Here is a 25,004-nt window from a genome sequence, read left to right as displayed (position 1 = left end):
CCCGACGGGCCAACCGTTCTCTCCTCGGCCGGGGCGATCAGCCGACCTGAGCCGGGGCGATCAGCCGACCCGGTTGCCCAGCGGGTCGGCGAGCAGGCGCGCGAAGCCGAGTTCCGCCGCGCCGACCAGGGTGGCGTCGTCGCCGAGGGCGGAGACCCGCAGTTGCGCCCGGGTGCGCGAGACCGGCAGGACGTTCGCCGCGATCCGCTCCCGGACGTGCTCCGCCGCGCCCCGGTACACCTCACGCAACATGCCGCCGAAGATCACCATGCCGGGGTTGAACAGATTGATCACGTTCGCCACCCCGATGCCCAGCCAGTCGCCGATGATCCGCAGCGCATCCTGGGCCGCCGGCTCGCCGCGACCGGCGGCCTCGACCACCTCCCGCACCGCGCCCCGGCCGATCAGGTCGGCCGGCCGACCGGCCGCGTCGAGCAGCGCCCGCTCGCCGACCTCCGCCTCCAGGCAGCCGCGCGAACCACACCCGCACGGTCTTCCGTCGTACGGGTTGACGAGCATGTGACCGACCTCGGACCCGTACCCGCCGTCCCCACCGAGCAGTTCGCCGCCCACGATGATCCCGCCACCGACCCCGACGTCGCCGTGCAGGTAGACGAGGTTCCGTACCCCGACGCCCACACCGCGTTGGTGTTCGGCCAACGCGCCCAGGTGTGCCTCGTTGCCCACCAGGACCGGCAGGCCGAGGTCGAGCCGACGCCCCAGTTCGGCGCCGAACGCCTGATCCACCCACCCCATGTCCGGGCCGAACCGCACCATCCCGTCGCCGGGTCGGATCATGCCGCAGTACGACGCGCCGATCCCCACGCAGGTCGCGTCCGGCACCGCTGCCCGGTGCAGTTGACGTCCGAAGTCGGCCAGCACGCGTACCACGGTGTCCAGGTCCGCGCCCGCACGGGCCCGGTGTGCCTCCCTGCGGTCCAGGATCTCCCCGCCCAGCCCCACCCGGGCGGCCACCAGCCGGTCCACCGCGATGTCGAAGGCGAGGACGTACACCCGTTCGGACGCCGGCCGGACCACCAGGGACGGTCGTCCGGCCCGGCCGGTCAGCTCGGGGAAGCCCTCGCGCACCAGCCCGGCCGCGACCAGTTCCGTGGTGAGCGCCAGCACCGTGCTGCGGTTGACGCCCAGCCACTCGGCCAGCCCGGCGCGCGACACCGGGCCGCCGAGGTGCACCCGGCGAAGCAGCGCCCCCAGGCTCCTGCGGCGGCTGTCGCCCGGCGACTGCCCGTCCATGGTCGGACTCTTCGGCATCACGAGGCGGACCCTGTCGATCGGTGGCTGAATACCCGACGAGAGTAGTTGTCGGCACCGCCGTGAGTCACCCTCGGCGGGCGGAGGGTGACAGCTCCGCCCCGGGACTCCGCGCGCCGCGTCGCGGAGTCCCCGCGTCACCAGGGTTCGGCTAGCCGTCGATCCGGGTGATGTTGCGGATCTTGTTGGCCGCGTCCAGGGCGGCGACCTTGTACGCCTCGGACAGGGTCGGGTAGTTGAAGACCGTGTCGATCAGGTAGTCGACCGTGCCGCCGCAACCCATCACCGTCTGCCCGATGTGGACGATCTCGGTCGCGCCGGTGCCGAACACGTGCACCCCGAGCAGCCGTCCGTCCTGCGGAGAGACGAGCAGCTTCAGCATGCCGTACGAGTCGCCGACGATCTGGCCCCGGGCGAGTTCGCGGTAGCGGGCGATGCCGACCTCGAACGGGGTCGCGCTGTTGGTCAGCTCGTCCTCGGTCTTCCCGACGAAGCTGATCTCCGGGATCGTGTAGATGCCGATCGGCTGCAGCTCCTGGAGTTCGCGGACCGGTTCGCCGCAGGCGTGCAGCGCCGCCATCCGGCCCTGCTCCATCGACGTGGACGCCAGCGCCGGGAAGCCGATCACGTCACCCACGGCATAGATGTGCTCCACGCTGGTGCGGTAGTGCTCGTCCACCGCGATCCGGCCGCGCTTGTCGGCCACCAGCCCGGCCGCGTCGAGGGCCAGGTCGTCGGTCTGTCCCTGCCGGCCGGCCGAGTACATCACGGTGTCGGCGGCGATCTTCTTGCCGCTCTTGAGGATGCACAGCGCCGCCGTCTCGTGCTTCTCCACCGCGGCGACCTCCTCGCCGAAGCGGAACGTCACCGACAGGTCGCGCAGGTGGTACTTGAGCGACTCGATGATCTCCTCGTCGCAGAAGTCGAGCATCCGGTCGCGACGTTCCACCACGGTCACCTTCGTGCCCAGCCCGGCGAACATGGAGGCGTACTCCATGCCGATCACACCGGCGCCGACCACGACCATGCTGCGCGGCACGGACTGGAGGTTGATGACCCCGTCCGAGTCGACGATCGTCCGGTCGTCGAAGTCGACGCTGTCCGGCCGGGCCGGGCGGGTGCCGGCGGCAATGACGATCTTGTCGAAGGTGATCTTCGACTCGTGGCCGGAACCGCCGTCGACCCAGATCGCGTGCGGGTCGGCGAACCGGCCGGTGCCGGTGATCAGCGCGACCCGGTTACGGGCCAACTGGTTGCGGATGACGTCGGTCTGTCGGCTGATCACGTGCTGGGTCCGGGCGGCCAGGTCGCCGACCGTGATCTCCTCCTTGACCCGGTAGCTGCTGCCGTACAGGTCCCGCTGGCTCAGGCCGGTGAGGTAGAGCACGGCCTCCCGTAGCGTCTTGGAGGGGACGGTGCCGGTGTTGATGCACACCCCACCGATCATGTCGCGGCGGTCCACGATCCCGACCCGCCTACCGAGCTTCGCGGCGGCGATCGCCGCCTTCTGACCGCTGGGCCCGGAGCCCAGCACCAACAGGTCGTAGTCATACACGGCTCCTAGCCTCGCAAGGTGCCGCAACATCCGCCAACCGGGTGTCGGTGGTGTGCCTATCCTGGCCGGGTGGAGTTGGCGTTCAGGGGCGAGCTGCGATGGAAGGTGTCATGACCGACTACGGACACGAGCTGATGTTCGGCGGGTTCCTCACCCCCGACGCCCGGCAGCCCGAGCAGGTCGTCGCCCGCGCCACGTTCTGCGAGCAGGTCGGCCTGGACGTCGTCACCTTCCAGGACCACCCCTACCAGCCGGGCTTCCTCGACACCTGGACGCTGATGTCGTACCTGGCCGCGGCGACCACCCGGATCCGACTGGCCGGCAACGTGCTCAACCTGCCGCTGCGCCAGCCGGCGGTGCTGGCCCGCAGTGTCGCCAGCCTGGACCTGCTCAGCGGCGGCCGGGTCGAGCTGGGCCTCGGCGCGGGCGCGTTCTGGGACGCCATCGAGGCCAACGGGGGCCGGCGGCTCACCCCCGGCCAGGCGGTGGACGCGCTCGACGAGGCGATCCGGATCATCCGGGAGGTGTGGGCCGCCGACCGGCGCGGCGGGGTGCGGGTCGACGGCGAGCACTACCGGGTGGTCGGCGCGAAGCGCGGTCCCGCCCCGGCCCACCCGGTGGGGATCTGGGTCGGCGCGTACAAGCCGAGGATGCTGCGGCTGGTCGGCCGGGCGGCGGACGGCTGGCTGCCGTCGCTGGCGTACCTGCCGAAGGGGCCGGCGGAGCTGACCGACCTGAACGCCCTCGTCGACGAGGGCGCGGCGGCGGCCGGGCGGGATCCCGGCGAGGTACGACGGCTGCTCAACATCTCCGGCCGGTTCACCCGCAACGGCGCAGGCTTCCTCGACGGGCCGCCGCAGCAGTGGGTGCGGGAGCTGGCCGGTCTGGTGCTGGAGCACGGCACCTCCGGCTTCATCCTCGGCGCCGACGACCCCACCAGCATCCAGCTCTTCGCCCAGGAGGTCGCCCCCGCCGTCCGGGAACTGGTCGCCGCCGAACGGGCCGCGCCAAGCGGCCCGGCCGCGCCTGGTTCGGGTGGGCCCGACGCAGCCAGCCCGGACGGGGCGGCCGGGGCTGGCGCGGGAGGGTCGGCCGGCGGGGAGCAGCGCGAGGTCGTCCGGGCCGGCGGTGCCACCGCGCTGGCGGTCACCCCGACCCCCGACCCGGGGGTACGGCACAGCGACCACCGGCTGTGGGACGAGTCGACCCGGCCGGTCGCCCCGCCAGCCCCACCCGGGCACGCCTATTCCCCGCAGGCGCAGGCCGTCGGCGGGCACCTGATCGACGTGCACGACCACCTGCGGCAGGAGCTGACCCAGGTGCGCGACCTGCTCGACCAGGTCCGCCGGGGGGTGGTCTCCGCCGGGGACGCCCGGGGGGTGCTCAACCGGATGACCATGCGGCAGAACAACTGGACGCTCGGGGCGTACTGCGCGGCGTACTGCACGATGGTGACCCAGCACCACGGGCTGGAGGACGACGCCATCTTCCCCCACCTTCGGCGGGCCGACCCGGGGCTGGTGCCGGTGATCGACCGCCTGGAGCAGGAACACGTCGTCATCCACGATGTCGTGGAGGGTGTCGACCGGGCCCTGGTCGCGCTGATCGAGGACCCGGAGCGGCTGACCGAGCTTCAGCAGGCGGTGGACGTCCTCACCGACACCCTGCTGTCGCACCTGTCGTACGAGGAACAGAACATCGTCGAACCGCTGGCCCGGTACGGCTTCTACGCCGGACAGATCTGACCGGTACGCCCATCCGTGCCTTGCGACTGGTCGACCCGCCCGGTCGGGCTCGCCGTCGTCGTCGAGGGTGCTGTACGAGGCGTAGAAACGGCCGAAGCCGTACCCGCCGGTGCTGAGGGTGGCCAGCGCCCACGGTCGGAGGTTGGCGGGGAGCTTCTCCGGGTAGCGGCGGTCGACGGTGACCTGGACGACGCCGAGCAGGTCGTAGGACTGCTCGAAGGTGCCGGCGTCGAGCACCCGGCACAGCGAGAACGCGTGCGGAACCTTCTCCTGCTGGTACACCCACCGACCCACGTGGTCCATTGCTACTCCCTCGGTTCATCGACCCGTTCGCTGACGTTCTGAGAATGCACCCGAGAGTGCTTGATATCAATTGTGTCGCCCTGAATACTCAACGTCGACGTTGGTGGTTGGTGGAGGGAGTGGTCATGCCCGCTGGGTTCTCGGCATCGTCCGGCGCACGCGAAGGGTTGGCACAGTTGGCGTCCTCACCCGTGGTGCAGGCGTGGGAGCTGGGCATGCGCCTGCGCCAGCGCCGAGAGGAGGTCGGCTTCACCGCCGCTGCGGCCGGTCGCGCGATCGGCATCATCCAGGCGTACGTCTCCGGGGTGGAGGCCGGGCGGGTCAAGCTGCCGGCCCGCCGGCTGGCCCAGATCGTCGAGGCATACGAGCTGGAACCGGAGGAGGCGGCCGAGCTGGAGGAGTTGCGGGCCGGAGCCGCCCGGCGCGGCTGGTGGCACGAGTATGCGCAGCTCTTCCCGGCGGAGTTCCTGCGGTTTCTCGGCTACGAGGCTGGCGCCGACCACATCCGCAGTTTCCACCCGGAGGCGATCCACGGCCTGTTGCAGACCGAGGAGTACGCCCGCGCGGTGATCCGGGGCGGCACCACGACGATCCGACTGACCGAAGTGGACCGGCGGGTCGCCGTCCGGATGGCCCGACAGGCCCGGCTGAACGGTGCTCACCCGCTGCGCATCAGCGCGGTGCTCAGCGAGGGCGCGCTGCGGCAGCAGGTCGGCGGCCCGGAGGTGATGCGTGCCCAGCTCGACCATCTCGTCCGGCTGGCCATCGAGCGGCCCGAGCAGTTCGAGATCCGGGTGCTGCCGTTCACCGTCGGGGCGCACCCCGCCTTCGGGGGTCCGTTCCAGGTGTTGTCGTTCCCGTCGACCCGGCTGCCCGCTCTGGTCTGGCAGGAGAACCTGACCTCCATCGACATCATCGACCAGTCGATCCGGGTGACCGACTACGTGGTCACCTTCGCCGAGACCCGGGAGTTGGCGCTAAGCTCGGACGACTCGGTCGACCTGATCCGCCGGACCGCCAAGGAGATGATGTGACCACCTCTCGTCGTGACTGGTTCAAGTCGTCGCGCAGTTCCGACAACGCCAACTGCGTCGAGGTGCGGCTCGCCGGTGGTGAGGTGGGCGTACGCGACTCCAAGGACCGTAGTGGCCCCACCCTGGCCTTTGCCGACAGCGCCTGGCGTAGCTTCACCCACTCGATCAAGGTGGGTGCGATCCCGAGCTTCTGACCAGGAAGCCCGCCCGACGAACTGCCCCGATGCGAAGAGCCCGGCCGCCGGCCGGGCTCTCGTGCGTCAGCCCTGCACCCAGAACTGCCATCCCGGCGGGGCGGGCGGCCAGGTGGGATCGGGCTGCCAACCCGGAGGCGGCACCCACCCCGCAGGCGGCGTCGGCCAGTCCGGCGGGGTGACGAAACGCCACTGAACCGGTGCCAGTCCCTGCGGCGCTGCGTGTGTCGGGCTGGGTTGCCGCGCCGGGGTGACCCGGTGGCGGCCGGTGGTGACGCCAGCCAAGCATCCGGCAGCTCGCTGGCCTTCGGAATGTTCACGGACACGTCGGCCTTGACCCGGTTGCCCTTGAGTACCGCCCGAGCGGCGGTGATCAGGCCTTTGTCGCGCAGGTGTGCGATCACCGGCAGGTTCTCGGTGGACATCGCCGGACTCAACGTGCCGGCGGGGGCATCGTTGATCCTGACCTCGACGAGGGTGCGCGTCGAACGGGCCCGCTGGACCTCCACCTCGTGCAGAGTCACGTAGACCCAGGATTCGCCCTCAGGGCTGACCAGCCCAGACAGGTGGGTCATGTGCTTCTCTTCGCCGGTCACCTGAATGAAACGACCGGTGGGCAGGACCGCGTGCAGCGCGGCAGGCGGCAGGTTCGTCGGCACGATCATGTGCGGTTCGGCGAGATTGATCCGCACCGAACCGCTGAACGTCTTGCGGTGTTCTCCCAGTCCTCGTACTCCTGCCCCCACACGCGCGCCTGCACCTGTGGCGTCCAGCCTTGATCGACCAGCGCGGTCAAGACCGGCGCGTACTCTGCGGCCTGCTCCTTCGGCAGGTAGCCGACGTGATTGCCCCCGCAGACGACCTTCACGGCGTTGCGGTCGAACCTGTTCGTCGGCTCGGGAAGCAACTGCGCCGAGAGGTTGACCTCGTGAGCCGGTGGGTCGGCTCCCCTGATCGGCTGGTCAGGGTGTCTAGCATCCGACACGGTGAGTGGATGTGCAGCGATGCGATGGGGTGAGGCACGGTCCGGGGCGGGTTCGCCATCCGGACGGTGACCGGTGTCGAATCCGGGTGCCATACTCGTGGTGGCGCCCGCAGCGGTTCACCGCCGGGCCCGGGGGGACGCCTCCGCAGCGAGCGGACGGCGGGGACCGACCCCCGGAGGCCCCAGATGGACCTTGTCCCGCACACCGTCGCCCTCACCGACCTGGTCGACCTGCTCGGCGGCCTGCTGCAACTCGGCGCGGCGGTGCTCAGCCTCGTCGCCGTCGTGATCGCCCGGGGCGGAGGCCGGTCCGGCCGGCACCGGGACGACTGACGCGCCCCCGCCGGGGTGAGGCGAGTTGTCAACGGGTGCCGTCGGGCTCGGTGCCGCACAGCGCCGCGACCAGGAACTGCGACCGGGCCCGGTTGATCGGGCTGGACTGTCCCGGTGCGGCGTACCGGATCAGGTTCTCGGCGAGGGTGACCTGGCGGCTGCCGTCGGCGCGGTGGAACGTGTAGGTCGCGTGCCCGATCACGCCGCCGGTGTGTCCCCAGACCGGCCCGCAGGGCAGTTGTGCCCAGGACAGTCCCAGGCCGTAGCCGGCGGTCGGGTCCGTCGGGTTGGGCACGATCGTCTGCATCGCGGCGAGCTGTGCCGGCGGTAGCAGCCGCCCGGCCAGGAGCGCCCGGTAGAACCGGTTGACGTCGTGCGGGGTCGAGACGATCTCCCCGGCCGCCCAGCCCCAGGACATGTTGTAGACGCTGAAGTCACCCAGCGTCCCGTCCGCCAGCGGCACGTACGCCCGGGAGTGTGGGCCACGGATGTGGGTCCGGGTGCCGGGGAAGTAGGTGTCCCGCAGCCCGAGGGGGCGCAGGATGCGGCGGCCCACCTCGGCCGCGACCGTTCCACCGGTGAGGTGCTCCAACAGCATGCCCAGGACGATGTAGTTGGTGTTGGAGTAGGAGTACGCCACTCCCGGCGCGTGGGTCGCCGGGAGGGACAGCCCGATCTGCACCAGTTCCTGCGGGGTGAAGGTGCGGTGGCGCAGCGCCTCGAAGTCGTCCACCGTCCGCAGGATGGCATCCGGGTAGTCACCGAGGCCACTGGTGTGGTTGAGCAGCATCCGGACCGTGACCTGCCGGCCGGTCTCGCCGGGGAGCAGGTCGGGCAGGTAGTGGCCGATCGGCGCGTCCAGCCGTACCCGGTGCTCCGCCTCCAGTTGCAGCAGCGCGGTGGCGACGAACGTCTTGGTGATGCTGCCGACCCGGTGCTGGAACCCCGGCCGGACCGGACGACCGGTGTCGACGTCCGCCACGCCGGAGGCGCCCTGCCAGGTCCGCCGGCCGGTACGTACCTCGGCGAAGACCCCCGGCATGCCCGCGGCGTGCTCGGCGTCGAGGAGCTGCTGTAGGACACCACCGCGGTCGTGGCGCGTCGTGCCGGGCGCGGCCACGGCCGGCGGCGTGGTCGGCAGTACCAGCAGCACACCACTGATCGCGCTGAGGAGGACTCTGTTTCGAGTAAGGAATCGCACCGGCCGAGGCTATGGACGGGGCCGGGCACCGGGCATCAGGTGAGACCCGGACATCTCCCACCGGTTCGTCTCAGGGATGCGGGTGTACCGCCGGGGGCCGTTCCCCCGCGTCACGGGGCCGTCCGTCGGGTGACCACATCCGACGGTGCGGTCAGCGGCGGGACAGCAGGGAGGTGACCCGCATCCGGTCGCTGTGGATCCACACGTCGGAGTACTCGATCGGGCGGCCGTCGGCGAGGTAGGTGATCTGCTCCAGGTACAGCAGCGGGAAGCTCTCGGCCACCCCGAGGGCCGCCGCGATCCGGCCGGTGGCGGCGGTCGCGGTGAAGGTGCGCCGGCCGGTGCTGATCTTCAGGCCGTAGTCGTTCTCCAGCAGGCCGAACAGGGAACGGTCGGCCAGGTCGGCCCGGTCGAGGCCCGGGGCCAGATCGATGCGGACGTAGTTGACCAGCCAGGCCACCGGACCGACGGTGGACGACCGGAGCCGCTCCAGCCGCAGCACCAGCTGGCCGGGGTGCAGGTCGAGCAGCGCGGCCACCGGTGACGGGGCGGCCATCACCTCGTGGGAGACCACCTGGGTGGTGACCGAGACCCCCTGCCGGGCGAAGTCCTCCGACAGGGTGGTCAACTTCTGCGCGATGGACGGCTCGATCGCGGTGGAGGTGACGAACGTGCCCCGGCCCCTGACCTGCACCAGCAGGCCGTCGCGGATCAGGGTCGACAGCGCCCGGCGCAGGGTGCCCCGGGAGATGCCGAGATCGGCGGCCAACTCCGGTTCGCTGCGCAGCCGGTAGTGCGGGGGCCACTGCGCCGACAGGATCTTCGCCCGGATCTGCTCCGACACCTGCGCGTGCAGGGGGGCAGGTGCGTCGCGGTCGAGAGGCTCGTTCGCCGCCACCACGCTCAACTGGTCGGACATGTCACCTTCTCCGGGGAGCGCCCGTCGCCCCTCGACGACCGTAGTCGGTCCCGGCCACGGTCGGGTCACTCGGGTCGAGGGGCGACGGACGGTCAGTAGCTGACCGTCGTCTCGTCACTGCTGTCGGTGACGATGGCGATGCCGGCGCTGGTGCCGAGCAGCACCGCCCCGGCCCGCAGCAGCGACAGGGCCTGCTCGAAGGACTTGATCCCGCCCGACGCCTTGACCCTGACCCCCTCGGGGGCACGGGCCACCAGGTAGGCGACGCTCTCCGGGTTGGCCACCTCGATCGTCCCGCTGCTGGCGTTCTTCAGGATGGCCGCACCCGCCTCGATGGACAGTTCGACGGCGGCCTCCCGCTCCGCCGGGGTGAGCAGCGGAAGCTCCAGCATGACCTTGATCGGTACGCCGGCCGCCCGGACCACCCCGGCGATGTCCTCGCGGAACGCGTCGTACCGGCCGCTCTTGAGCCAGCCGATCTGCACCCCGATGTCGATCTGGGTCGCGCCGGCCCGCACCAGGCTCTCCGCCTCGGCGGCCTTCCCGGCGCTGGTGGTCACGCCGACGGTGGGGAAGTCCAGGGCCGAGGCGACCTCGATGCCGGTGCCGCGCAGCACCTCGGCGACCTCGGGCACCCAGGAGCCGGCCACCATGGCGGCGTTGAAGCCGTACCGGACGGCCTCCTGGGCGTGGGCGACGATCCGGTCGTGGGTCACCCCGACGTCGATCAGGGTGTGCTGGATGTAGGGGGCCAACGCCGCAGGGGTGACCTCGGCGTCGGTCAGGATGGCAGTGCTCACGTTTCTCTCCAATGTGGTACGTCGTGGTGCGGGTGTCGCTGCTACATCCGGTCCCGGTAGTAGTCGGGCACGATGACTCCGGGCTCGTCGAACCAGCGCGGCACGTCCACGCCGCAGATCAGCCCGACGTTGCCCCACGGGTTGAACGCTCCGGTCCGGACGATCGCCTTGGCCTCGTGGGCGAGGTCGCCGAGCATCTCGGCGTGCTTGCGGGTGCTCAGCGGCACCCCCGGGAACCGCTGCCCCAACCAGCCGGCGAGTGGAGCGTTGTGCGTGGTGACGTCTTCGGCCACCACCACCCCCTCGACGATGATCTCGTCGGCGACCAGGTCGAGCACGGTCGTCAGGTTCGGCAGGTCCTCGGCGACGGCCAGGTCGATGCGGTGCGCGGCGCGCGGGATGGGGAATCCGGCGTCGACCACCAGCAGCAGGTCGGTGTGGCCGAGGGTGGCCAGCACCCCGGACAGCTCGGCGTTGAGTACGCCCCTGCGTTTCATGCCTTCTCCTTCATGGTGTGCGCCCCGGTGGCCAGGGCCATGACCTTCTCCTCGGTGGCGTCCGCCGCGTCGAGCACGCCGACCAGGCGTCCGGCGGCCATGACGGCGATCCGGTCGCTGACGGTCAGCAGCTCCGGCAGGTCCGACGAGGAGACGACGATCGCCACCCCCGCGTCGGCCAGGTCGCGGAACAGCCGGTAGATCTCCGCCTTGGCGCCGACGTCGACGCCCCGGGTCGGCTCGTCCAGCAGCATCAGCCGGGGCTCGATGGACAACCAGCGCGCCAGCAGCGCCTTCTGCTGGTTGCCGCCGGACAGCTGGGTGATGCCCTGCGTGGTGGTCGAGGTCTTCACCCGCAACTGCCCGACCCGGTTGTCGGCGTCGCGGCGCAGGGCCCCCCGCCGCAGCAGGCCGAGCCGCTGCCGGCGGCCGAGCGTCAGGATGTTGACGTTGTCGGCGACGCTCATCGTCGGCAGGATCCCCTGCTGACGGCGTTCGCCCGGCAGGTACGCCACCTGCGCGGCGATGGCGTCGCGGGGTGACCGCGCGGCGAAGCCCGCGCCGTCCAGCGACAGCTCACCGCCGCTGATCGGGTCCGCGCCGAAGATGCCGCGCAGCAGCTCGATCCGGCCGCTGTCGGGCAGGCCCGCCACCCCGATCACCTCGCCCGGTGCGACCTCCAGGTCGACGCCGGTGAAACCCTTGCCGCTGATGCCACGCATCCGCAGCCGTGGGGTGGCCGCACCGGCGGGCGGGGCGGTGTCGTGTCGGGCGAATTCGGCGGCCAGTTCCCGGCCCACCATCGCCGCGACCACCTCGTCGGGGCTGACCTGCGCGGTGGGCCAGTGCCCGACGTGCCGACCGTCGCGCAGCACGTGGATGTGCTGGGACAGCGCGAACACCTCGGGCATCCGGTGCGAGACGTAGAGCATGGTCACCCCGTCGGCCTGCAGGGCGCGGATCACGCCGAAAAGCTGCTCCGACTCGGCCGGGGACAGGATCGACGTCGGCTCGTCGAGGATGACCAGCCGCGCCTGCCGGGCCAGCGACCGGGCGATGACCACCAACTGCTGGGAGGCGGCGTCCAGCTGCCGGACCGTACGCCGGGGATCGACCCGTACGCCGAGCCGGTCCAGCAGGGCCGCCGCCTGCTCGTCCATCCGGCGGCGGTGCGGGAACGGGCGGGAGCCCGGTTCGACGCCGAGCATGATGTTCTCGGCGACCGTCCGGTCCTGGGCCAGGGCGAGTTCCTGGGGCACCAGGGCGACCCGGTGCCGGCTGAGCAGGGTGGCCGGGTCGAACCGGCGGACCTCGTCGCCGTCCACCTGCACCGAACCGGTCGTGGGGCTGTCCAGCCCGGCCAGGATCTTCATGAGTGTCGACTTGCCGGCGCCGTTCTCGCCCATCACGGCGGTGAGGCTGCCGGTGGGGACGCTCAGCGTGACGTCCTGCAACGCGCGGACGACTCCGAAGTGCTTCGACAGACCGGTCACCTCGACGGCGGCGGTCGTCGGGGCGGCGATCGTGGCCGGGCTGGTCATCGGATCAGCCCTCCACCGGCACGTCGGCGAGGTTGTCGCGGGTGACGACGAGGACGCCGGTGTCGACACTCTTGATCTCGGTGCCGTTCTTCAGGTACTCGGCCAGCAGCTTGACCGCCTGGTAGCCCTGCTCGGCCGGGGCCTGGCTGATGGTCAGGTCGACCACGCCCGCCTTGAGGTAGTCGACGGTCTGCGGCTGTACGTCGAACCCGACCGAGTGGATCTTGCCGACGTTGCCGGACTGCTGGAGCCACTTGGCCCCGGCGGTGAAGCTGCAGCAGTCGAGGGCGACCAGGGCGACCGCGTCCTTCTGCGCCGCCATCGTCGACTCGATGGTGTTGTAGGCGGCGCTGGGCTCGTTGCCGGTGTTCACCGGGCCGACGATCTGCAGGCCGGAGTCCTTGACACCCTCCTGGAAGCCGGAGAACCGGTCGTTGGACCAACCGGCGCCGGAGTCGACCGAGGCCACCACGACCTTGCCGGTCTTGCCCTTGAGCACGCCGAGCAGTTCCTTGGCCAGCGACCGGCCGGAGGCCACCAGGTCCTGACCGACGAAGCCCATCTGCTTGGACTCCGGGTTGTTGGTGTTGAACGAGATGATCGGGATGCCGGCGTCGTACGCCTGGGCGATCACCGGCTTGAGGGCGTCGTTGCTGGCCGAGGAGACGGCCAGGCCGTGGATCTGCTTCTGGTTGATCAGGGTCTGCAACTCGGCGACCTGGTCGGCGGGATTGCCGCCGGACGGGCCGATCATCTGGGCGTCGACGCCGAACTCCTTGGCGCCGCGCTCCATGCCCTGCCGGATCGGGACGGCGAAGGCCAGCGACGGGTCGTGGTAGCTGAGCTTGATCTTGAGGGGTTGGCCCTTGTCGACAGCGTCCTTGATGTAGTCGGCGAGCTTGAACTCGCCGCCACCGGAGGAGGCGGTGCCGGCCGGGGTGACCGCACCACAGGCGGCATTGGCCAGCAGCACGAGGCCGAGGGTCGCGGCGACCGCGATCCGACGCCCGAGGGAGAGCTTCATCGAAACGGCTCCTAGCAGGTTGGGGGATGGGCAGGGGGGCGGGTGTGGGGGGTGCCGGGGGAGGTCATCGACGCCCGGATCGTCGGCGCAGCCAGGTGTCGGCGGCCACGGCCAGGATGATCACCGAGCCGGTCGCGACGGTCTGCCAGAACGAGGAGATGCCGCGCAGGTTGAGGATGTTCTGCAGGACGCCGATGAACGCGACGCCGATGACGGTGCCGAGCATCGTGCCGGAGCCGCCGAACAGGGCCGCGCCACCGATGATCACGGCGGAGATGGCGGTCAGCTCCATCCCGGTGCCGGTGACGCCCTGCACGTAGGACAGGAAGGACAGGCCCAGTACGCCGGCCAGGCCGGCGAGCGTGCCGGAGAGGACGAACGCGGCGACCTTCACCCGGCCGGTCCTGATCCCGCACAACCGGGCGGCCTCGGCGCTGCCACCGACCGCGTAGGTGTTGAACCCGTAGCGGGAGCGGGACAGCACGATCGTGCCGAGGACGGCGACCAGGGCGAAGATGACCAGCTGCATCGGCAGGAGACCGAAGAGCTTGCCCTGGCCGAGCAGGTTGAACTCGGCCACGTTGGGGTCGTTGGCGGACAGCGAGATCGGCGAACCACCGCTGAGCAGCAGGGTCACCCCCCGGTAGACGCTCAGGGTGCCCAGGGTGACGATGAACGACGGGATGCCGAAACCGACGGTCAGCAGGCCGTTGACCAGGCCGGCGACCGCACCGGCGGCGATCCCGCCGACCGCGGCCAGTGGCCAGGCCACGTCGGAGGTCATGAGCAGCCCACCGACGACCGCCCCGAGGCCGTAGATGGAGCCGACCGAGAGGTCGATCTCGGCGTTGATGATGACGAAGGTGACCCCGATGGCCATGATGCCGATCTGCGCGATCTGCTGGCCGACGGTGAGGAAGTTGTCGGTCCCCAGGAAACCCGGGGCGATCAGGGTGCCCAGCGCGAAGAGCACGACCAGCGCGAGGAAGGTGCTGGCCTCCCGGGCGTGCAGGAAGCGCTGGAAGGGGGAGGCGGTACGGGTGGTGGCCGGCTTACCCACCGGGGGTGCGGCCTGGGCGGTCATCTGGGCCATCTCTCTCATCTCCTCAACAGGGCCGCGACGTCGTCCGGGCCGGGCAGGGCGGGGATCACCTCGGCGGTGCCGACGGCGTGGGCACCGGCTGCGGCGGCGTACCGGACCGCGTCGGTGAGGTCGTCGCCGCGGGCCAGGGCGACGGCGAGCGCGCCGGTGAAGGCGTCGCCCGCGCCGGTGGTGTCGACCACCCTGGGCACGGTGACCGGGGCGACCAGCTGGCGCTGGCCGGCGTTGTCCACCAGGGCGCCCTCGGCCCCCAGGGTGAGCACGACGGTGCCGGTGTAGCGGGCCCGGAGCAGGTCCATCAGCTCGTCGCCGGTGGCCGGGTCGTCCGGGCCGAGGCCGGTGAGCACCCGGGCCTCGCTGGCGTTGGGGGTGAGCACGTCGATCCACTCCCACGCCTCGGGCGGCAGGGCCACCGCCGGGGCCGGGTTGAGCAGGGTCCGGACCCCGCGTTCGTGGGCGACGCGCAGCGCCGCCAGCGCGACCGGCAGGGGGATCTCCAGGCAGACCACGGTCAGGTCCGCCGCGCCGATCCGGTCGGCGAACCCCTCGACGTCGGCCGGGGTCAGCTCGTCCAGGGCACCGGGTGCGATGGCGATCCGGTTCTCGCCGTCGGCGTCGACCAGGATGACCCCGACCATGGTGGCGGCGTCGGTGTCGCGCACGCCGCCGGCGTCCACGCCCTCCTCGGCCCAGAGCTGCCGCGCGGCGGCGCCGAACTGGTCCCGCCCGACGGCGGTCAGGAGGCTGACCTGCGCGCCCAGCCGGGCGGCGGCGACGGCCTGGTTGGAGCCCTTGCCCCCGTGCCCGGAGGCGAACCGGCCGCCGGAGAGGGTCTCACCGGCGACGGGCATCCGGGGCACCCGCATGGTGAGCCCGGCGCCGTAACTGCCAACCACTGCAATCTTCATCCTGGCCTCATGTTTATGGACAACCATGTACAACTCAGGGGACCATAGAGGCGGCCCGACGGAGGTGTCAATAGCTCCGGGTGCCGTCGCCGGAAATATTTCGGCAACCTGTAGGTCATCTGCAGACCGGCCATGACCAGGCACGACGTTCCGGATCCCGGGCTGGGTGGCGGGCGGTGTCCCCGGCCCCGCGGGTCACCCCGCGTCGGTCAGCCGGGCCGCCCGTCCGTACAGGTAGCGCTGGCGGGGGAGGTTCATCGACCCACGGGCCGCCCTCAGGTACGCCTCCCGCGCCCCGACCGGATCTCCGGACCGCTCCAGCAGGTGCGCGCGGGCGGCGTGCCGCCGCGGGTCGTCGCCGATCCGTGGATCGGCGGCCAGCGCGTCGAGCAGACGCAGCCCGGCGGCGGGACCTCGGGCCATCGCCACCGCCACCGCACGGTTGAGCGCCACCACCGGGTTGTCGGAGATCCGCGACAGCACCTCGTAGAGGGCCTCGATCTGCACCCAGTCGGTGTCCTCGGCACTCGGTGCCTCGTCGTGCACCGCCGCGATCGCCGCCTGGAGCTGGTACGGGCCGACATCCCCGCGCGGCAGCACCGCGCCGAGCAGGGCCACCCCCTCGGCGATCTGGTCGGTCCGCCACCGGCGGCGATCCTGCTCGCCCATCGGCACCAACTCGCCGTCCGGGCCGACCCGGGCCGGGCCACGGGCCTCGGTGAGCAGCATCAACGCCAGCAGCCCGGTCACCTCAGGGTCGTCGGGGAGCAGCCGGTGCAGCAGCCGGGTCAGCCGGATCGCCTCGGTGGACAGGTCCACCCGGCGCAGTCGCGGGCCGGCGGTGCTGGCGTACCCCTCGTTGAAGATCAGGTAGAGCACCTGGCGGACCGCGTCGAGACGGGCCTCCCGCTCGTCGGCGCCGGGCAGGGCGAACGGCAGTCCGCTGTCGCGGATTCGCTGTTTGGCGCGGGTGATCCGCCGGGTCATCGTGCTCTCGGGCAGCAGGAACGCCCGCGCCACCTCACCGGTGGTCAGCCCGCCGACGGCCCGCAGGGTCAACGCGATCTGGGCGGCCGGCGGCAGTGCCGGATGACAGCACAGGAACAGCAGCACAAGGCTGTCGTCGCCCGGATCCCGGTGGTCCGCCGCCGGGGCGAGCCACCGCCCGTCCGGCACCGCCCGTCCGACGTCGCCCTCCCGTCGGCGGCGGGCCTGCTCGCTGCGGAGCAGGTCGGTCAGGCGGCGGGCGGCCACGGTGATCAACCAGCCCCGGGGGTTCTCCGGCGGACCGTCGACCGGCCAGCTGGTCGCGGCGGCCACCAGCGCCTCCTGGACGGCGTCCTCGGCGGTGTCGAAGTGGCCGTACCGGCGGACGACCGCGCCGAGGACCTGCGGAGCGAGCACGCGCAGCAGGTCCTCGACGGCGGACGGGCCCACGGTGACGGGTCAGCCGTCCAGGTCGTCGATGCCGTCGGCGACCGGCCGCACGTCCACGTAGCCACCCTCGGTGTCCTGATCGACGAACCGGGCGGCGATCTGGGTCGCCCGGTCGAAGCTGGCGCAGTCGACGATGGTGAAGCCGGCCAGCACCTCCTGCGTCTCCGGGTAGGGGCCGTCGGTGACCACCGTCGTGCCCTGCCGCAGCCGTACCCGCCGGGCGTGCACCGGCGCGGTCAACCCCTGCCCGTCGACCAGTTCGCCGGACTCCGCCAGCTCCTGATGCACCGCCTCCATGTGGGCGTGCATCGCGGCGACCTGCTCCGGCGACATCGGCGGCTGCTCACCGGGGCGGCCGGCCATCGCGTCGTAGTCACGCTGCGAGCCGTACAGCATGATCATGTATTTCATGGTCTCTACTCTCGGCCGGCCGTGGCACGGCCGGACACCCGAGACGTCGGAGCCGACGGGCCGCCCCGGACACCCTGCGAGGCTAGCCGCCGACGCCGTACGGGACGTCCCGGTTCGCGCCGGTGACCTACCGTGAGTGGATGACGACGATGTGGCTGGTGCTCGGGGCGGTGGGCCTGGTGACGGTGGGCACGGTCGGCTGGGTCGCCTGGCGCGACCGGGCCCGCACCGAGGGGACCGAGGATCGGGTGGCCGGGCAGTCCGCCCGGGTCAGACAGCATCGGTACGAGGCGGAGCGGCACCTCAGCCAGGGCGAGACGATCCACCGGGGCCAGGAGCACCACTGACCGTGCCCTCCCGGCGGGGCGAGTGGGGCCGGGCCGCCCATGGTCAACGGACCGTCGGCCGGGCATGATCGTTCCACGGTCGGGGTACCGCCGACCGCATCGGCCGGGACGCCTGGGAGGCAACGGTGACGGCAGGCTCGGGACGTCGCTCGCACGGACCGCTGGTCGCGGCGCTGACGGCGCTGGTGGTGGCGGTCGGCTGCGCGGCCGGCGGGGTGGGGGAGAGCGGCTCGCAGGCCCCCCGCGAACCGGCCCCGAAGCAGTCGTCCCGCCCGGCGGCCTCGCCCGAGGCGCAGACCACCCGCGCCGACGGCACCACCAGCGTGGCGGAGTTCAAGAGCGACATCGACGACGCCGTCGCCATCGCCGAGCGCTACTGGGCCGCCCAGTTCCGGGCCTCCGGGCAGCAGTTCCGGCCGATCCGCCGGATCGTGCCCTACCAGCGGGAGGGCGAGGTCTCCTGCGCCGGGCAGGCGCTGCCGCGTAACAACGCGGTCTACTGCTCCCAGGGCGACTTCATCGCCTACGACGTCAACTGGTCGGTGGCGGCGTTCCGGCAGGTCGGTGACGCGTTCGTGTTCTACCTGCTGGGCCACGAGTACGCCCACGGCATCCAGGTCCGGCTCGGCATCCGCGCCAACTTCACCATCCAGCAGGAGTTGCAGGCGGACTGCATGGCCGGGGCGTACCTCGGCGACTCGGTCCGCGACGGCACCCTGAAACTCGACGCCGGTGACCTCGACGAGTTCCGCGAAGGGCTGCTCGCCGTCGGTGACGACCCCGACCAGCCGTGGTTCGCCGAAGGGTCGCACGGCACCGCCGAACAGCGCACCGACTGGTTCTTCCGCGGCTACGAGAAATCCGTGGACGCCTGCAACCTCGGCTGAGGAGCAGGTCACGTCCGGGCGGGACGGCGGCGGGCGGTCCGGGCCGGGCTGGCAGGATCGGCCGGAGACCACCCGCGACCGCCAGGAGGTTCCGCTGAGCAGCCCACACCCCGCCGCCGTGCTCTTCGACATGGACGGCACCCTGGTCGACAGCGAGAAGCTCTGGGACGTCGCCCTGTACGAGTTGGCCGCCGAGTACGGCGGCACGCTCTCCGGCCCGGCCCGCCAGGCGATCATCGGCACCAGCATGGCCGCGTCGATGCGCATCCTCCACGACGACCTCGGTCAACCCGAACGGGATCCGCAGGTCAGCGCGGAGTGGATCAATACGCGGATTCTGGAGCTGTTCCGCACCGGCCTGCGCTGGCGGCCGGGCGCGTTGACGCTGCTGCGGGCGGTCCGGGCCGCCGGCATCCCCACCGCGCTGGTCACCTCCAGCGTCCGGCCGCTGGTCGAGGTGGCCCTGGACACCCTCGGGCGGGGCAGCTTCGACGCCGTGGTCTGCGGCGACGAGGTGGACTCGACCAAGCCGCACCCCGAGCCGTACCTGACCGCCGCCCGGCTGCTGGACGTGCCGATCGGTCGGTGCGTGGCGATCGAGGACTCCCCGACCGGGGTGGCCAGCGCGCTCGCCGCCGGTGCGGCGGTGCTGGCCGTGCCGGCGGACGTGCCGCTGCCGTCGACCGACGGCGTACACCAGGTGGAGAGCCTGACCTCGGCGGACCTGGAGTTGCTGGCGGCGCTGCTCGGCGAGCCACCGGCCTGAGCCGCCACGACCGGGGCGGCTCCGACGGCCTGAGCCGCCACGACCACCGGGGGCCGCCGCCGTGACGAGGGGGGTCCGCCGACCGGCGGACCCCCCTGCGTGCTCGTGCGGGATCAGTCGTGCGCGATGGCGCCCAGCACGTTGATCCGGGCCGCCCGCACCGCCGGCAGCACCGCCGCCACGACGCCGATGACGGCCGCCAGCACCAGGAACAGCCCCATCTGACCCCAGGGCAGGATCAGGTCGGTGATGCCCTCGTCCTTGAGCGCCCGGACCACCGCCGCGCCGAGGCCGACGCCGACCGCGATCCCGAGCAACGCGCCGAAGATCGAGATCACCACCGCCTCCACGGTGATCATTCGCATGGTCTGCGCCCGGCGCAGCCCGATCGCCCGCAGTAGGCCCAGCTCACGGGTCCGCTCCAGCACCGACAGGGCCAGCGTGTTGATGATGCCGAGCACCGCGATCACGATGGCCAGCGCCAGCAGGATCTGGATCATCGTGAGCAGGTTGTCCAGGGAACCGGTCTGCTGCTTGATGAACGCGTCCCGGTCGGCCACCGACACCTCGGGGCTGTCGGCGAGCAACGTCTCCACCTGCGGCTGCACGTCGGACACCGGAGTGCCCGGGGCAAGCTGGATGAATCCCTGGTTGGGCTGCGGGATGGCGAAGTCCTTCACCGCCTGCGGCGGCAGCTGCACCGGGCTGGTCAGCTCCGAACTCTCGTAGATGCCGCTGACCGTGTAGGTGCGCGGTTCGCCCCGGGACGCCTGCACGGTCACCTGCGATCCGACCGACACGTTGCGGGACTTGGCGGTGTCGGAGCTGAACAGCATCTGGTCCGGAGCGAGCCGGCTGATGTCACCGGCGGCGGCCTTGGCCCCGAAGATCCGCTGCAACGCGCTCACGTCGCTCGACGCCGCCAGCCAGGTGACCTTCCCGTCGACCATGCCCATGTCGCCGTACTCGCCGTCGACCATCTGGACGCCGGGCAACGCCGCCGCCTTCTGCAGCACGGCCGGATCGAAGCTCGCCGGACGTGAGCCCGTCGACGCCCCCGAGATCACCAGCTCCGCCTTGATGTTGTCCTTCGCCAACTCGCTGATGCTGCCCTTTGCCGAGTCCAGGATCACCGTCACCCCGGTCACCAGGGCGATGCCGACCATCAGCGCCGCCGCGGTGATCGCCGTGCGGCGCGGATTGCGGCCGGAGTTGAGCCGGCCCAGCTTCCCCGGCACCGACCAGGCGAAGATCGCCCCCAGCAGCGAGACCACCGGCCGGCTGATCAGCGGAGTCAGCAACGCCACCCCGATGAAGGCGAACAGCACCCCACCGAGGATGACGGCCAGCGTGTTGTCCCCGGCATTGCCGTTGAGCCCCAGGAACAACAGCACGGCGCCGATCCCGGTGACCACACCCCCGGTCACGGTCACCTTGGTCAACGGCCGGTCCGGGTTGGCCACGTCCTGCATCGCCGCGATCGGCGGGATGCGCGACGCCCGCAGCGCCGGCAGCAGCGCCGCCACCACCGTGATCACCAGACCGACCGCGAACGAGCCGATCACCGCCGACGACGGCACCCCGATCCCGGCCAGCGACAGCCCGCCGGCCAGCTCACCGAACACGAACGCCAGCAGCGCGCCGATACCGATGCCGGCGCCCAACCCCAGCACCGAGGCGATCAGGCCGATCGCCACCGCCTCCAACACCACCGAGCCGATGATCTGCTTGCCGCTCGCCCCGATGGCCCGCATCAGCGCCAGTTCCCGGGTCCGCTGGGCCACGATGATCGAGAAGGTGTTGAGGATGAGGAAGGTGCCCACCAGCAGCGCCACCGCGGCGAAGCCGAGCAGGATCTTGTTGAAAAAGGACAGCCCCTCCTTCAGGCTGGCCGAGGCGTCGGCCGAGAGCTGCGCGCCGGTCTTGACCTCGAAATCGCCGCCCAGCGCCCGCGCCACGTCGTCGCGCAGCGCGGTGTCGCTGACCCCGTCGGCGGCCCGGACCGTGATGCTGTTGAAGACGTCCCGTTCGCCGATCATCAACTGCTGGGCCACCGGCGTGGTGAAGGCGACCTCGTTGACCCCACCGATCGAGTCCCGGTCACCGCTGTAACCGAAGATCCCGACCAGGGTGAACTCCTTCTTCGGCTCCAGGGTCAGCACCCCGACCCGGTCACCTACCTTCACCTTGGCGGCCTTCGCCAGCGCCGCGTTGACCACGATCTCGTCGGCCGCCCGCGGCGCGTTGCCCTCCCGCAGCTTCACCAGGTCACTCTCGCCCAGCCAGTTCCCACCGAGCTGCGGCGGCCCGAACGACGTGACCACCTTGCCGTTGCTGCCGATCAGCCGGGCCCCGTCGGTCGCCACCACGCCGGTGGCCTCGGCCACCCCGGCGACCGCGCGGACCCGCTCCAGAGCCGCCGCGGGCACCGACGCGGCCACCTGCTCGCCCTGGGTCTCGCCGAGCGCGACCTTCGGCTTGGCGGCGACGTTGACGTCGACGCTCTCGTATGCGTCGGCGAAGACCGCGTCGAACGACCGGCCCAGGGTGTCGGTGAGCACGAACGCCCCCGAGACGAACATGACGCCCAGCACCACGGCCAGGCCGGACAGTAGCAGGCGTACCTTGCGTGCCAGCAGACTCTTGAGGGTGGCGCGCAGCATCAGCCGGCCACCTCGACCGGAGTGTCCAGCTTCTTCATGGTGTCCAGCACCGTGTCGGCGGTCGGCTCGATCAGCTCCGAGACGATCTGCCCGTCGGCGAGGAAGACGACCCGGTCGGCGTACGCGGCGGCGGTCGGGTCGTGGGTGACCATCACGATGGTCTGGCCGTGCTCGCGCACCGAGTTGCGCAGGAAGTTGAGCACCTCCGCGCCGGATCGGGAGTCCAGGTTGCCGGTCGGCTCGTCGGCGAAGATCACCTCGGGCCGGGCGACCAGCGCCCGCGCGCAGGCGACCCGCTGCTGCTGACCGCCGGAGAGCTGCGACGGCCGGTGCCCCAGCCGGTCCCGCAGCCCCACCGTGTCGATCACCGTGTCGTACCAGGCCGGGTCGGGCTTGCGTCCGGCGATCGACATCGGCAGCAGGATGTTCTCCTGGGCGGTGAGCGTGGGCAGCAGGTTGAACTGCTGGAAGATGAAGCCCACCTTGTCCCGGCGCAGCTTCGTCAGGCCCGAGTCGCCGAGCCCGGTCACGGTGGTGTCGCCGATCTGCACCGTGCCCTTGCTCACCGAGTCCAACCCGGCCAGGCAGTGCATCAGCGTCGACTTGCCGGAGCCCGACGGGCCCATGATCGCGGTGAATCTGCCCCGCTCGAACTCGGCGCTGACCCCCCGTAGCGCGGCGACCTGCGCCTCGCCGGTGCCGTACACCTTCCACACGTCGTTCGCGCGGGCCGCGGCCTGCGAGTGCCGGCCTACCGTCACGGTCACGTCATCTACCTCTTCCGTCTGGCTGTGTCGTCCCCACCGCCCCCGCTGGTCGGTGGGGTTGGTCCCATCCTCGGTGCCGGCCGGAACGAATCCGTCCGACCTCGGGCTGACCCGGCGCGGATTTCCCGCTGCGGGTCGGCCCGGAGACCGGCTCAGGGTTGCCCCTGAGCCGGCGACCGATCGCCCTGCGTAACGCCATCGGTGGCGCGGTGCCGGCGTGGACGCTAGGACCTGACGCCACGTCATGGTCAACCGCGCCGCGCCGTCTTTCGTCACGGTAGGTGAGCGCGGCAACGCTGCCGTCGTTCCCGCGGCCTCACTCTGGGTACGTCCTCAGGTGGACCCGCCACCATCCGGCTACGCCTTGGGGCGGACCAGCCCCGACTCGTAGGCCAGCACCACCGCCTGCACCCGGTCGCGCAGCCTGAGCTTGGTCAGCACGTGCCCGACGTGTGTCTTGATGGTCGTCTCGCTGACCGACAACTCGGCGGCGATCTCCGCGTTGGACAATCCCCGGGCCACCTGGACGAGCACTTCCCGTTCCCGCTCGGTCAAGGTGCCCAACGCCTTCGGCGGGCCCGCCGCCGGGTCGGGCAGCACGGTGGCGAAGCGGTCCAGCAGCCGCCTGAGGATGCGCGGCGCCACCACCGCCTCCCCGGCGGCCACCGTCCGGATCGCGGTGACCAGGTCGTCGGCCGGCACGTCCTTGGCCAGGAAGCCGCTCGCCCCGGCCCGCAACGCCCCCACCACGTACTCGTCGAGGTCGAAGGTGGTGAGGATGAGCACCCGCACCGGCAGCCGGGCGTCGACGATCGCCCGGGTCGCGGCCACCCCGTCCATCCGGGGCATCCGGATGTCCATCAGCACCACGTCGGGCAGCAGCCGGCGGGACAACTCCACCGCCTCCTGACCGTCCCCGGCCTCGGCCACGATGTCCAGGTCGTCCTCGGTGCCCAGCACCATCCGGAACCCGGTACGCAGCAACGGCTGGTCGTCGGCGAGCAGAATCCGCACCGGCCGCCCCGGCGTGCGGGAGGGGCCCCGCTCATCGCCTCCCGCGAAGGAAGGGGCGCTTCCGTGCGTGTCGCCCATCTGCTCTCCCCGTTCCACCGTCACGCCGGGACCACCCCGACCTGTTCCACCGGGATCCTCACGTACACCCGGAAGCCGCCTCCGGGGCGTGGCCCGGTGTGCAGGATCCCACCGTAGAGGCCCACCCGTTCCCGCATTCCGACCAACCCGTGCCCGATCCGGTCCGGTCCCGGGCCACGACCCCGACCGGTGTCGGTGATCTCCACAGTGAGGCAGCCCTCCGCAACGCCCAGCCGGACCGTCGCGGTGGCCCGCCCGGCGTGCTTGAGCGCGTTGGTCAACGCCTCCTGCACGATCCGGTACACGGTCAACGAGACACCCTCCTCGACCGCCGGCACCGGGTCCGCCACCTCCAGGGTGACCGGCAGCCCCGCCTCGCGTACCTGCTCCACCAGCGCCGTGAGGCCGGCCAGGCCGGGCTGCGGGGTGAGATCGGCGGCCGGCTCCGCGTCGGTACGCAGCACGTCGAGCAGCCGCCGCAGCTCCCGCAGGGTGACCCGGCTGGTGTCCTCGATCGTGGCGATCGCCTCGTCAGCGGCGCTCAGGTCCCGGCGCAGCACCCGCCGCGCCCCGGTGGCAAGCACCCCCATCACGCTGACGTGGTGGGCGACCACGTCGTGCAGCTCCCGGGCGATCCGCCGCCGCTCGTCGGCCACCGCCTGCTCGGCCAGCGCCCGCTGGTTCTCCTCGGCCACCCGGGCCCGTTCCCGCAGTGCCCGCAGCGAGCTGCGGCGGGCCCGCACCGCCCGCCCCACCGCGTACGCGAGCAGCGCGGTGAGCAGGTTGTTGAGCACCAGGTACGCCGGGCCGACGTCTAAGCCGGTGTCCAGCGGGGTGAGTACGTTGAGCGCCGCCACCGGCACCCAGAGCAGCACGGTGGCGGCGACCGCCAGGGGCAGCGGCCGGTTGACGGCGATCGTGTACGTCAGCACCACGAACGTCAGGCTCTGGCTGGTCGGGGCCTGCCCGAGCAGCGCCGGCAGGGCGAGGGTGGCCAGCGCGGCGCCCACCGCCGGCCACGGGGCGACCCGACGCAGCGCCACCGGTGCCGCGCACAACACGCTCCAGGCCAACGCGGACGGCACCTGCCGGGGCCAGAACTCGCGCGGGGTGAGCAGGAGGAAGACGGTCTCCAGCACCACCAGCGCGACGAAGAGGAGGGCGTCGGCGGCCAGCGGTCGGCGTACCCACCACCGCTCAGGTCCCTCGGTCATACCGTGA

24 protein-coding genes are annotated in these 25,004 nt (G+C 71.7%); 7 read left to right on the top strand and 17 right to left on the bottom strand.

Going from position 1 to position 25,004, the window contains the following annotated elements:
- Positions 1 to 60: 60 nt before the first annotated feature.
- Together ACIG87_RS01750 and sthA are read right to left on the bottom strand one after the other, a co-directional pair.
- Positions 61 to 1,272, bottom strand: a complete 1,212-nt coding sequence (locus tag ACIG87_RS01750) for an ROK family protein (RefSeq protein ID WP_396847588.1) — start codon at positions 1,270 to 1,272, stop codon at positions 61 to 63.
- Between the two features lie 151 nt (positions 1,273 to 1,423).
- Positions 1,424 to 2,827, bottom strand: coding sequence for a Si-specific NAD(P)(+) transhydrogenase (gene sthA, locus ACIG87_RS01745; RefSeq protein WP_396847176.1), 1,404 nt, complete (start codon positions 2,825 to 2,827; stop codon positions 1,424 to 1,426).
- A gap of 110 nt (positions 2,828 to 2,937) precedes the next feature.
- On the opposite strand from sthA, the gene ACIG87_RS01740 reads away from it, so the two are divergent.
- The 3 genes from ACIG87_RS01740 (at position 2,938) to ACIG87_RS01730 (ending at position 6,103) form a co-directional block, all read left to right on the top strand.
- On the top strand, positions 2,938 to 4,572 hold the full coding sequence (locus tag ACIG87_RS01740; protein ID WP_396847174.1) for an LLM class flavin-dependent oxidoreductase: 1,635 nt from the start codon (positions 2,938 to 2,940) through the stop codon (positions 4,570 to 4,572).
- A gap of 428 nt (positions 4,573 to 5,000) precedes the next feature.
- A complete protein-coding gene (locus ACIG87_RS01735; RefSeq protein ID WP_396847172.1) occupies positions 5,001 to 5,909 on the top strand; it encodes a DUF5753 domain-containing protein in 909 nt (302 codons plus the stop codon).
- Positions 5,906 to 6,103, top strand: a complete 198-nt coding sequence (locus ACIG87_RS01730) for a DUF397 domain-containing protein (RefSeq protein WP_396847170.1) — start codon at positions 5,906 to 5,908, stop codon at positions 6,101 to 6,103. Before ACIG87_RS01735 ends, ACIG87_RS01730 begins: the two co-directional genes overlap by 4 nt.
- A 661-nt stretch (positions 6,104 to 6,764) precedes the next feature.
- Here the strand turns inward: ACIG87_RS01730 and ACIG87_RS01725 are convergent.
- Entirely contained in the window at positions 6,765 to 7,010 is a 246-nt protein-coding gene (locus ACIG87_RS01725) for an HIRAN domain-containing protein (protein ID WP_396847169.1), read from the bottom strand.
- 264 nt (positions 7,011 to 7,274) lie between these two features.
- Here ACIG87_RS01725 and ACIG87_RS01720 point away from each other — a divergent pair, with 264 nt between their 5' ends.
- The gene (locus ACIG87_RS01720; RefSeq protein ID WP_396847167.1) at positions 7,275 to 7,421 is read left to right on the top strand and encodes a hypothetical protein; all 147 of its coding nucleotides are present in this window, start codon (positions 7,275 to 7,277) and stop codon (positions 7,419 to 7,421) included.
- Between the two features lie 28 nt (positions 7,422 to 7,449).
- Here ACIG87_RS01720 and ACIG87_RS01715 read toward each other — a convergent pair whose 3' ends face one another.
- The 10 genes from ACIG87_RS01715 to ACIG87_RS01670 all read right to left on the bottom strand — a co-directional run bounded on the left by ACIG87_RS01715 (position 7,450) and on the right by ACIG87_RS01670 (position 17,261).
- Positions 7,450 to 8,622: a serine hydrolase domain-containing protein gene (locus tag ACIG87_RS01715; protein ID WP_396847166.1), complete on the bottom strand. Its 1,173-nt coding sequence runs from the start codon at positions 8,620 to 8,622 to the stop codon at positions 7,450 to 7,452.
- A gap of 151 nt (positions 8,623 to 8,773) precedes the next feature.
- The gene (locus tag ACIG87_RS01710) at positions 8,774 to 9,541 is read right to left on the bottom strand and encodes a GntR family transcriptional regulator (RefSeq protein WP_396847164.1); all 768 of its coding nucleotides are present in this window, start codon (positions 9,539 to 9,541) and stop codon (positions 8,774 to 8,776) included.
- 92 nt (positions 9,542 to 9,633) lie between these two features.
- Positions 9,634 to 10,341, bottom strand: a complete 708-nt coding sequence (gene deoC, locus ACIG87_RS01705; RefSeq protein ID WP_396847162.1) for a deoxyribose-phosphate aldolase — start codon at positions 10,339 to 10,341, stop codon at positions 9,634 to 9,636.
- Between the two features lie 41 nt (positions 10,342 to 10,382).
- Positions 10,383 to 10,838, bottom strand: a complete 456-nt coding sequence (gene rbsD / locus ACIG87_RS01700; protein ID WP_396847160.1) for a D-ribose pyranase — start codon at positions 10,836 to 10,838, stop codon at positions 10,383 to 10,385.
- Positions 10,835 to 12,379 carry a sugar ABC transporter ATP-binding protein gene (locus tag ACIG87_RS01695; RefSeq protein WP_396847158.1) on the bottom strand — a complete coding sequence of 515 codons (1,545 nt, stop codon included), beginning with the start codon at positions 12,377 to 12,379 and terminating at the stop codon, positions 10,835 to 10,837. The genes rbsD and ACIG87_RS01695 overlap by 4 nt, the downstream gene beginning before the upstream one ends.
- A 4-nt stretch (positions 12,380 to 12,383) precedes the next feature.
- Positions 12,384 to 13,403, bottom strand: a complete 1,020-nt coding sequence (locus tag ACIG87_RS01690) for a substrate-binding domain-containing protein (protein WP_396847156.1) — start codon at positions 13,401 to 13,403, stop codon at positions 12,384 to 12,386.
- 64 nt (positions 13,404 to 13,467) lie between these two features.
- A complete protein-coding gene (locus ACIG87_RS01685; RefSeq protein ID WP_396847154.1) occupies positions 13,468 to 14,496 on the bottom strand; it encodes an ABC transporter permease in 1,029 nt (342 codons plus the stop codon).
- A 5-nt stretch (positions 14,497 to 14,501) separates the two neighbouring features.
- Positions 14,502 to 15,413, bottom strand: a complete 912-nt coding sequence (locus tag ACIG87_RS01680; RefSeq protein WP_396847152.1) for a ribokinase — start codon at positions 15,411 to 15,413, stop codon at positions 14,502 to 14,504.
- A 195-nt stretch (positions 15,414 to 15,608) separates the two neighbouring features.
- Positions 15,609 to 16,850, bottom strand: a complete 1,242-nt coding sequence (locus ACIG87_RS01675) for an RNA polymerase sigma factor (RefSeq protein ID WP_396847151.1) — start codon at positions 16,848 to 16,850, stop codon at positions 15,609 to 15,611.
- A 9-nt stretch (positions 16,851 to 16,859) separates the two neighbouring features.
- Complete coding sequence (locus ACIG87_RS01670) at positions 16,860 to 17,261, bottom strand: YciI family protein (RefSeq protein WP_396847149.1); 402 nt, start codon at positions 17,259 to 17,261, stop codon at positions 16,860 to 16,862.
- A 140-nt stretch (positions 17,262 to 17,401) separates the two neighbouring features.
- Here ACIG87_RS01670 and ACIG87_RS01665 point away from each other — a divergent pair, with 140 nt between their 5' ends.
- The 3 genes from ACIG87_RS01665 (at position 17,402) to ACIG87_RS01655 (ending at position 19,261) form a co-directional block, all read left to right on the top strand.
- The gene (locus ACIG87_RS01665; RefSeq protein ID WP_396847148.1) at positions 17,402 to 17,608 is read left to right on the top strand and encodes a hypothetical protein; all 207 of its coding nucleotides are present in this window, start codon (positions 17,402 to 17,404) and stop codon (positions 17,606 to 17,608) included.
- 125 nt (positions 17,609 to 17,733) lie between these two features.
- Entirely contained in the window at positions 17,734 to 18,495 is a 762-nt protein-coding gene (locus ACIG87_RS01660) for a neutral zinc metallopeptidase (RefSeq protein WP_396847146.1), read from the top strand.
- A 118-nt stretch (positions 18,496 to 18,613) separates the two neighbouring features.
- The gene (locus tag ACIG87_RS01655; RefSeq protein WP_396847144.1) at positions 18,614 to 19,261 is read left to right on the top strand and encodes an HAD family hydrolase; all 648 of its coding nucleotides are present in this window, start codon (positions 18,614 to 18,616) and stop codon (positions 19,259 to 19,261) included.
- Between the two features lie 113 nt (positions 19,262 to 19,374).
- Here ACIG87_RS01655 and ACIG87_RS01650 read toward each other — a convergent pair whose 3' ends face one another.
- From ACIG87_RS01650 to ACIG87_RS01635, 4 genes are all read right to left on the bottom strand, one after another.
- Positions 19,375 to 21,924 carry an ABC transporter permease gene (locus tag ACIG87_RS01650; protein ID WP_396847142.1) on the bottom strand — a complete coding sequence of 850 codons (2,550 nt, stop codon included), beginning with the start codon at positions 21,922 to 21,924 and terminating at the stop codon, positions 19,375 to 19,377.
- Complete coding sequence (locus tag ACIG87_RS01645; protein ID WP_396847140.1) at positions 21,924 to 22,691, bottom strand: ABC transporter ATP-binding protein; 768 nt, start codon at positions 22,689 to 22,691, stop codon at positions 21,924 to 21,926. The genes ACIG87_RS01650 and ACIG87_RS01645 overlap by 1 nt, the downstream gene beginning before the upstream one ends.
- A gap of 357 nt (positions 22,692 to 23,048) precedes the next feature.
- Positions 23,049 to 23,699, bottom strand: a complete 651-nt coding sequence (locus ACIG87_RS01640) for a response regulator (protein WP_396847587.1) — start codon at positions 23,697 to 23,699, stop codon at positions 23,049 to 23,051.
- Between the two features lie 104 nt (positions 23,700 to 23,803).
- Complete coding sequence (locus ACIG87_RS01635; RefSeq protein ID WP_396847138.1) at positions 23,804 to 24,997, bottom strand: sensor histidine kinase; 1,194 nt, start codon at positions 24,995 to 24,997, stop codon at positions 23,804 to 23,806.
- Positions 24,998 to 25,004 lie beyond the last annotated feature (7 nt).

Source organism: Micromonospora sp. NPDC051925 (assembly GCF_044548625.1).
GTDB lineage: Bacteria > Actinomycetota > Actinomycetes > Mycobacteriales > Micromonosporaceae > Micromonospora.
Note: the sequence above shows the minus strand (reverse complement) of the source record. Positions and strands in the feature narration are given on the sequence as shown.

Excerpts from the sequence above, each read along its gene's own strand:
- ACIG87_RS01695 (WP_396847158.1), bottom strand. The coding sequence starts at position 12,379 with ATGACCAGCCCGGCCACGATCGCCGCCCCGACGACCGCCGCCGTCGAG.
- ACIG87_RS01735 (WP_396847172.1), top strand. The coding sequence starts at position 5,001 with ATGCCCGCTGGGTTCTCGGCATCGTCCGGCGCACGCGAAGGGTTGGCA.
- ACIG87_RS01690 (WP_396847156.1), bottom strand. The coding sequence starts at position 13,403 with ATGAAGCTCTCCCTCGGGCGTCGGATCGCGGTCGCCGCGACCCTCGGC.
- ACIG87_RS01680 (WP_396847152.1), bottom strand. The coding sequence starts at position 15,413 with ATGAAGATTGCAGTGGTTGGCAGTTACGGCGCCGGGCTCACCATGCGG.
- ACIG87_RS01670 (WP_396847149.1), bottom strand. The coding sequence starts at position 17,261 with ATGAAATACATGATCATGCTGTACGGCTCGCAGCGTGACTACGACGCG.
- ACIG87_RS01710 (WP_396847164.1), bottom strand. The coding sequence starts at position 9,541 with ATGTCCGACCAGTTGAGCGTGGTGGCGGCGAACGAGCCTCTCGACCGC.
- ACIG87_RS01720 (WP_396847167.1), top strand. The coding sequence starts at position 7,275 with ATGGACCTTGTCCCGCACACCGTCGCCCTCACCGACCTGGTCGACCTG.
- ACIG87_RS01740 (WP_396847174.1), top strand. The coding sequence starts at position 2,938 with ATGACCGACTACGGACACGAGCTGATGTTCGGCGGGTTCCTCACCCCC.
- ACIG87_RS01665 (WP_396847148.1), top strand. The coding sequence starts at position 17,402 with ATGACGACGATGTGGCTGGTGCTCGGGGCGGTGGGCCTGGTGACGGTG.
- ACIG87_RS01685 (WP_396847154.1), bottom strand. The coding sequence starts at position 14,496 with ATGGCCCAGATGACCGCCCAGGCCGCACCCCCGGTGGGTAAGCCGGCC.
- ACIG87_RS01635 (WP_396847138.1), bottom strand. The coding sequence starts at position 24,997 with ATGACCGAGGGACCTGAGCGGTGGTGGGTACGCCGACCGCTGGCCGCC.
- rbsD (WP_396847160.1), bottom strand. The coding sequence starts at position 10,838 with ATGAAACGCAGGGGCGTACTCAACGCCGAGCTGTCCGGGGTGCTGGCC.
- ACIG87_RS01750 (WP_396847588.1), bottom strand. The coding sequence starts at position 1,272 with ATGCCGAAGAGTCCGACCATGGACGGGCAGTCGCCGGGCGACAGCCGC.
- ACIG87_RS01650 (WP_396847142.1), bottom strand. The coding sequence starts at position 21,924 with ATGCTGCGCGCCACCCTCAAGAGTCTGCTGGCACGCAAGGTACGCCTG.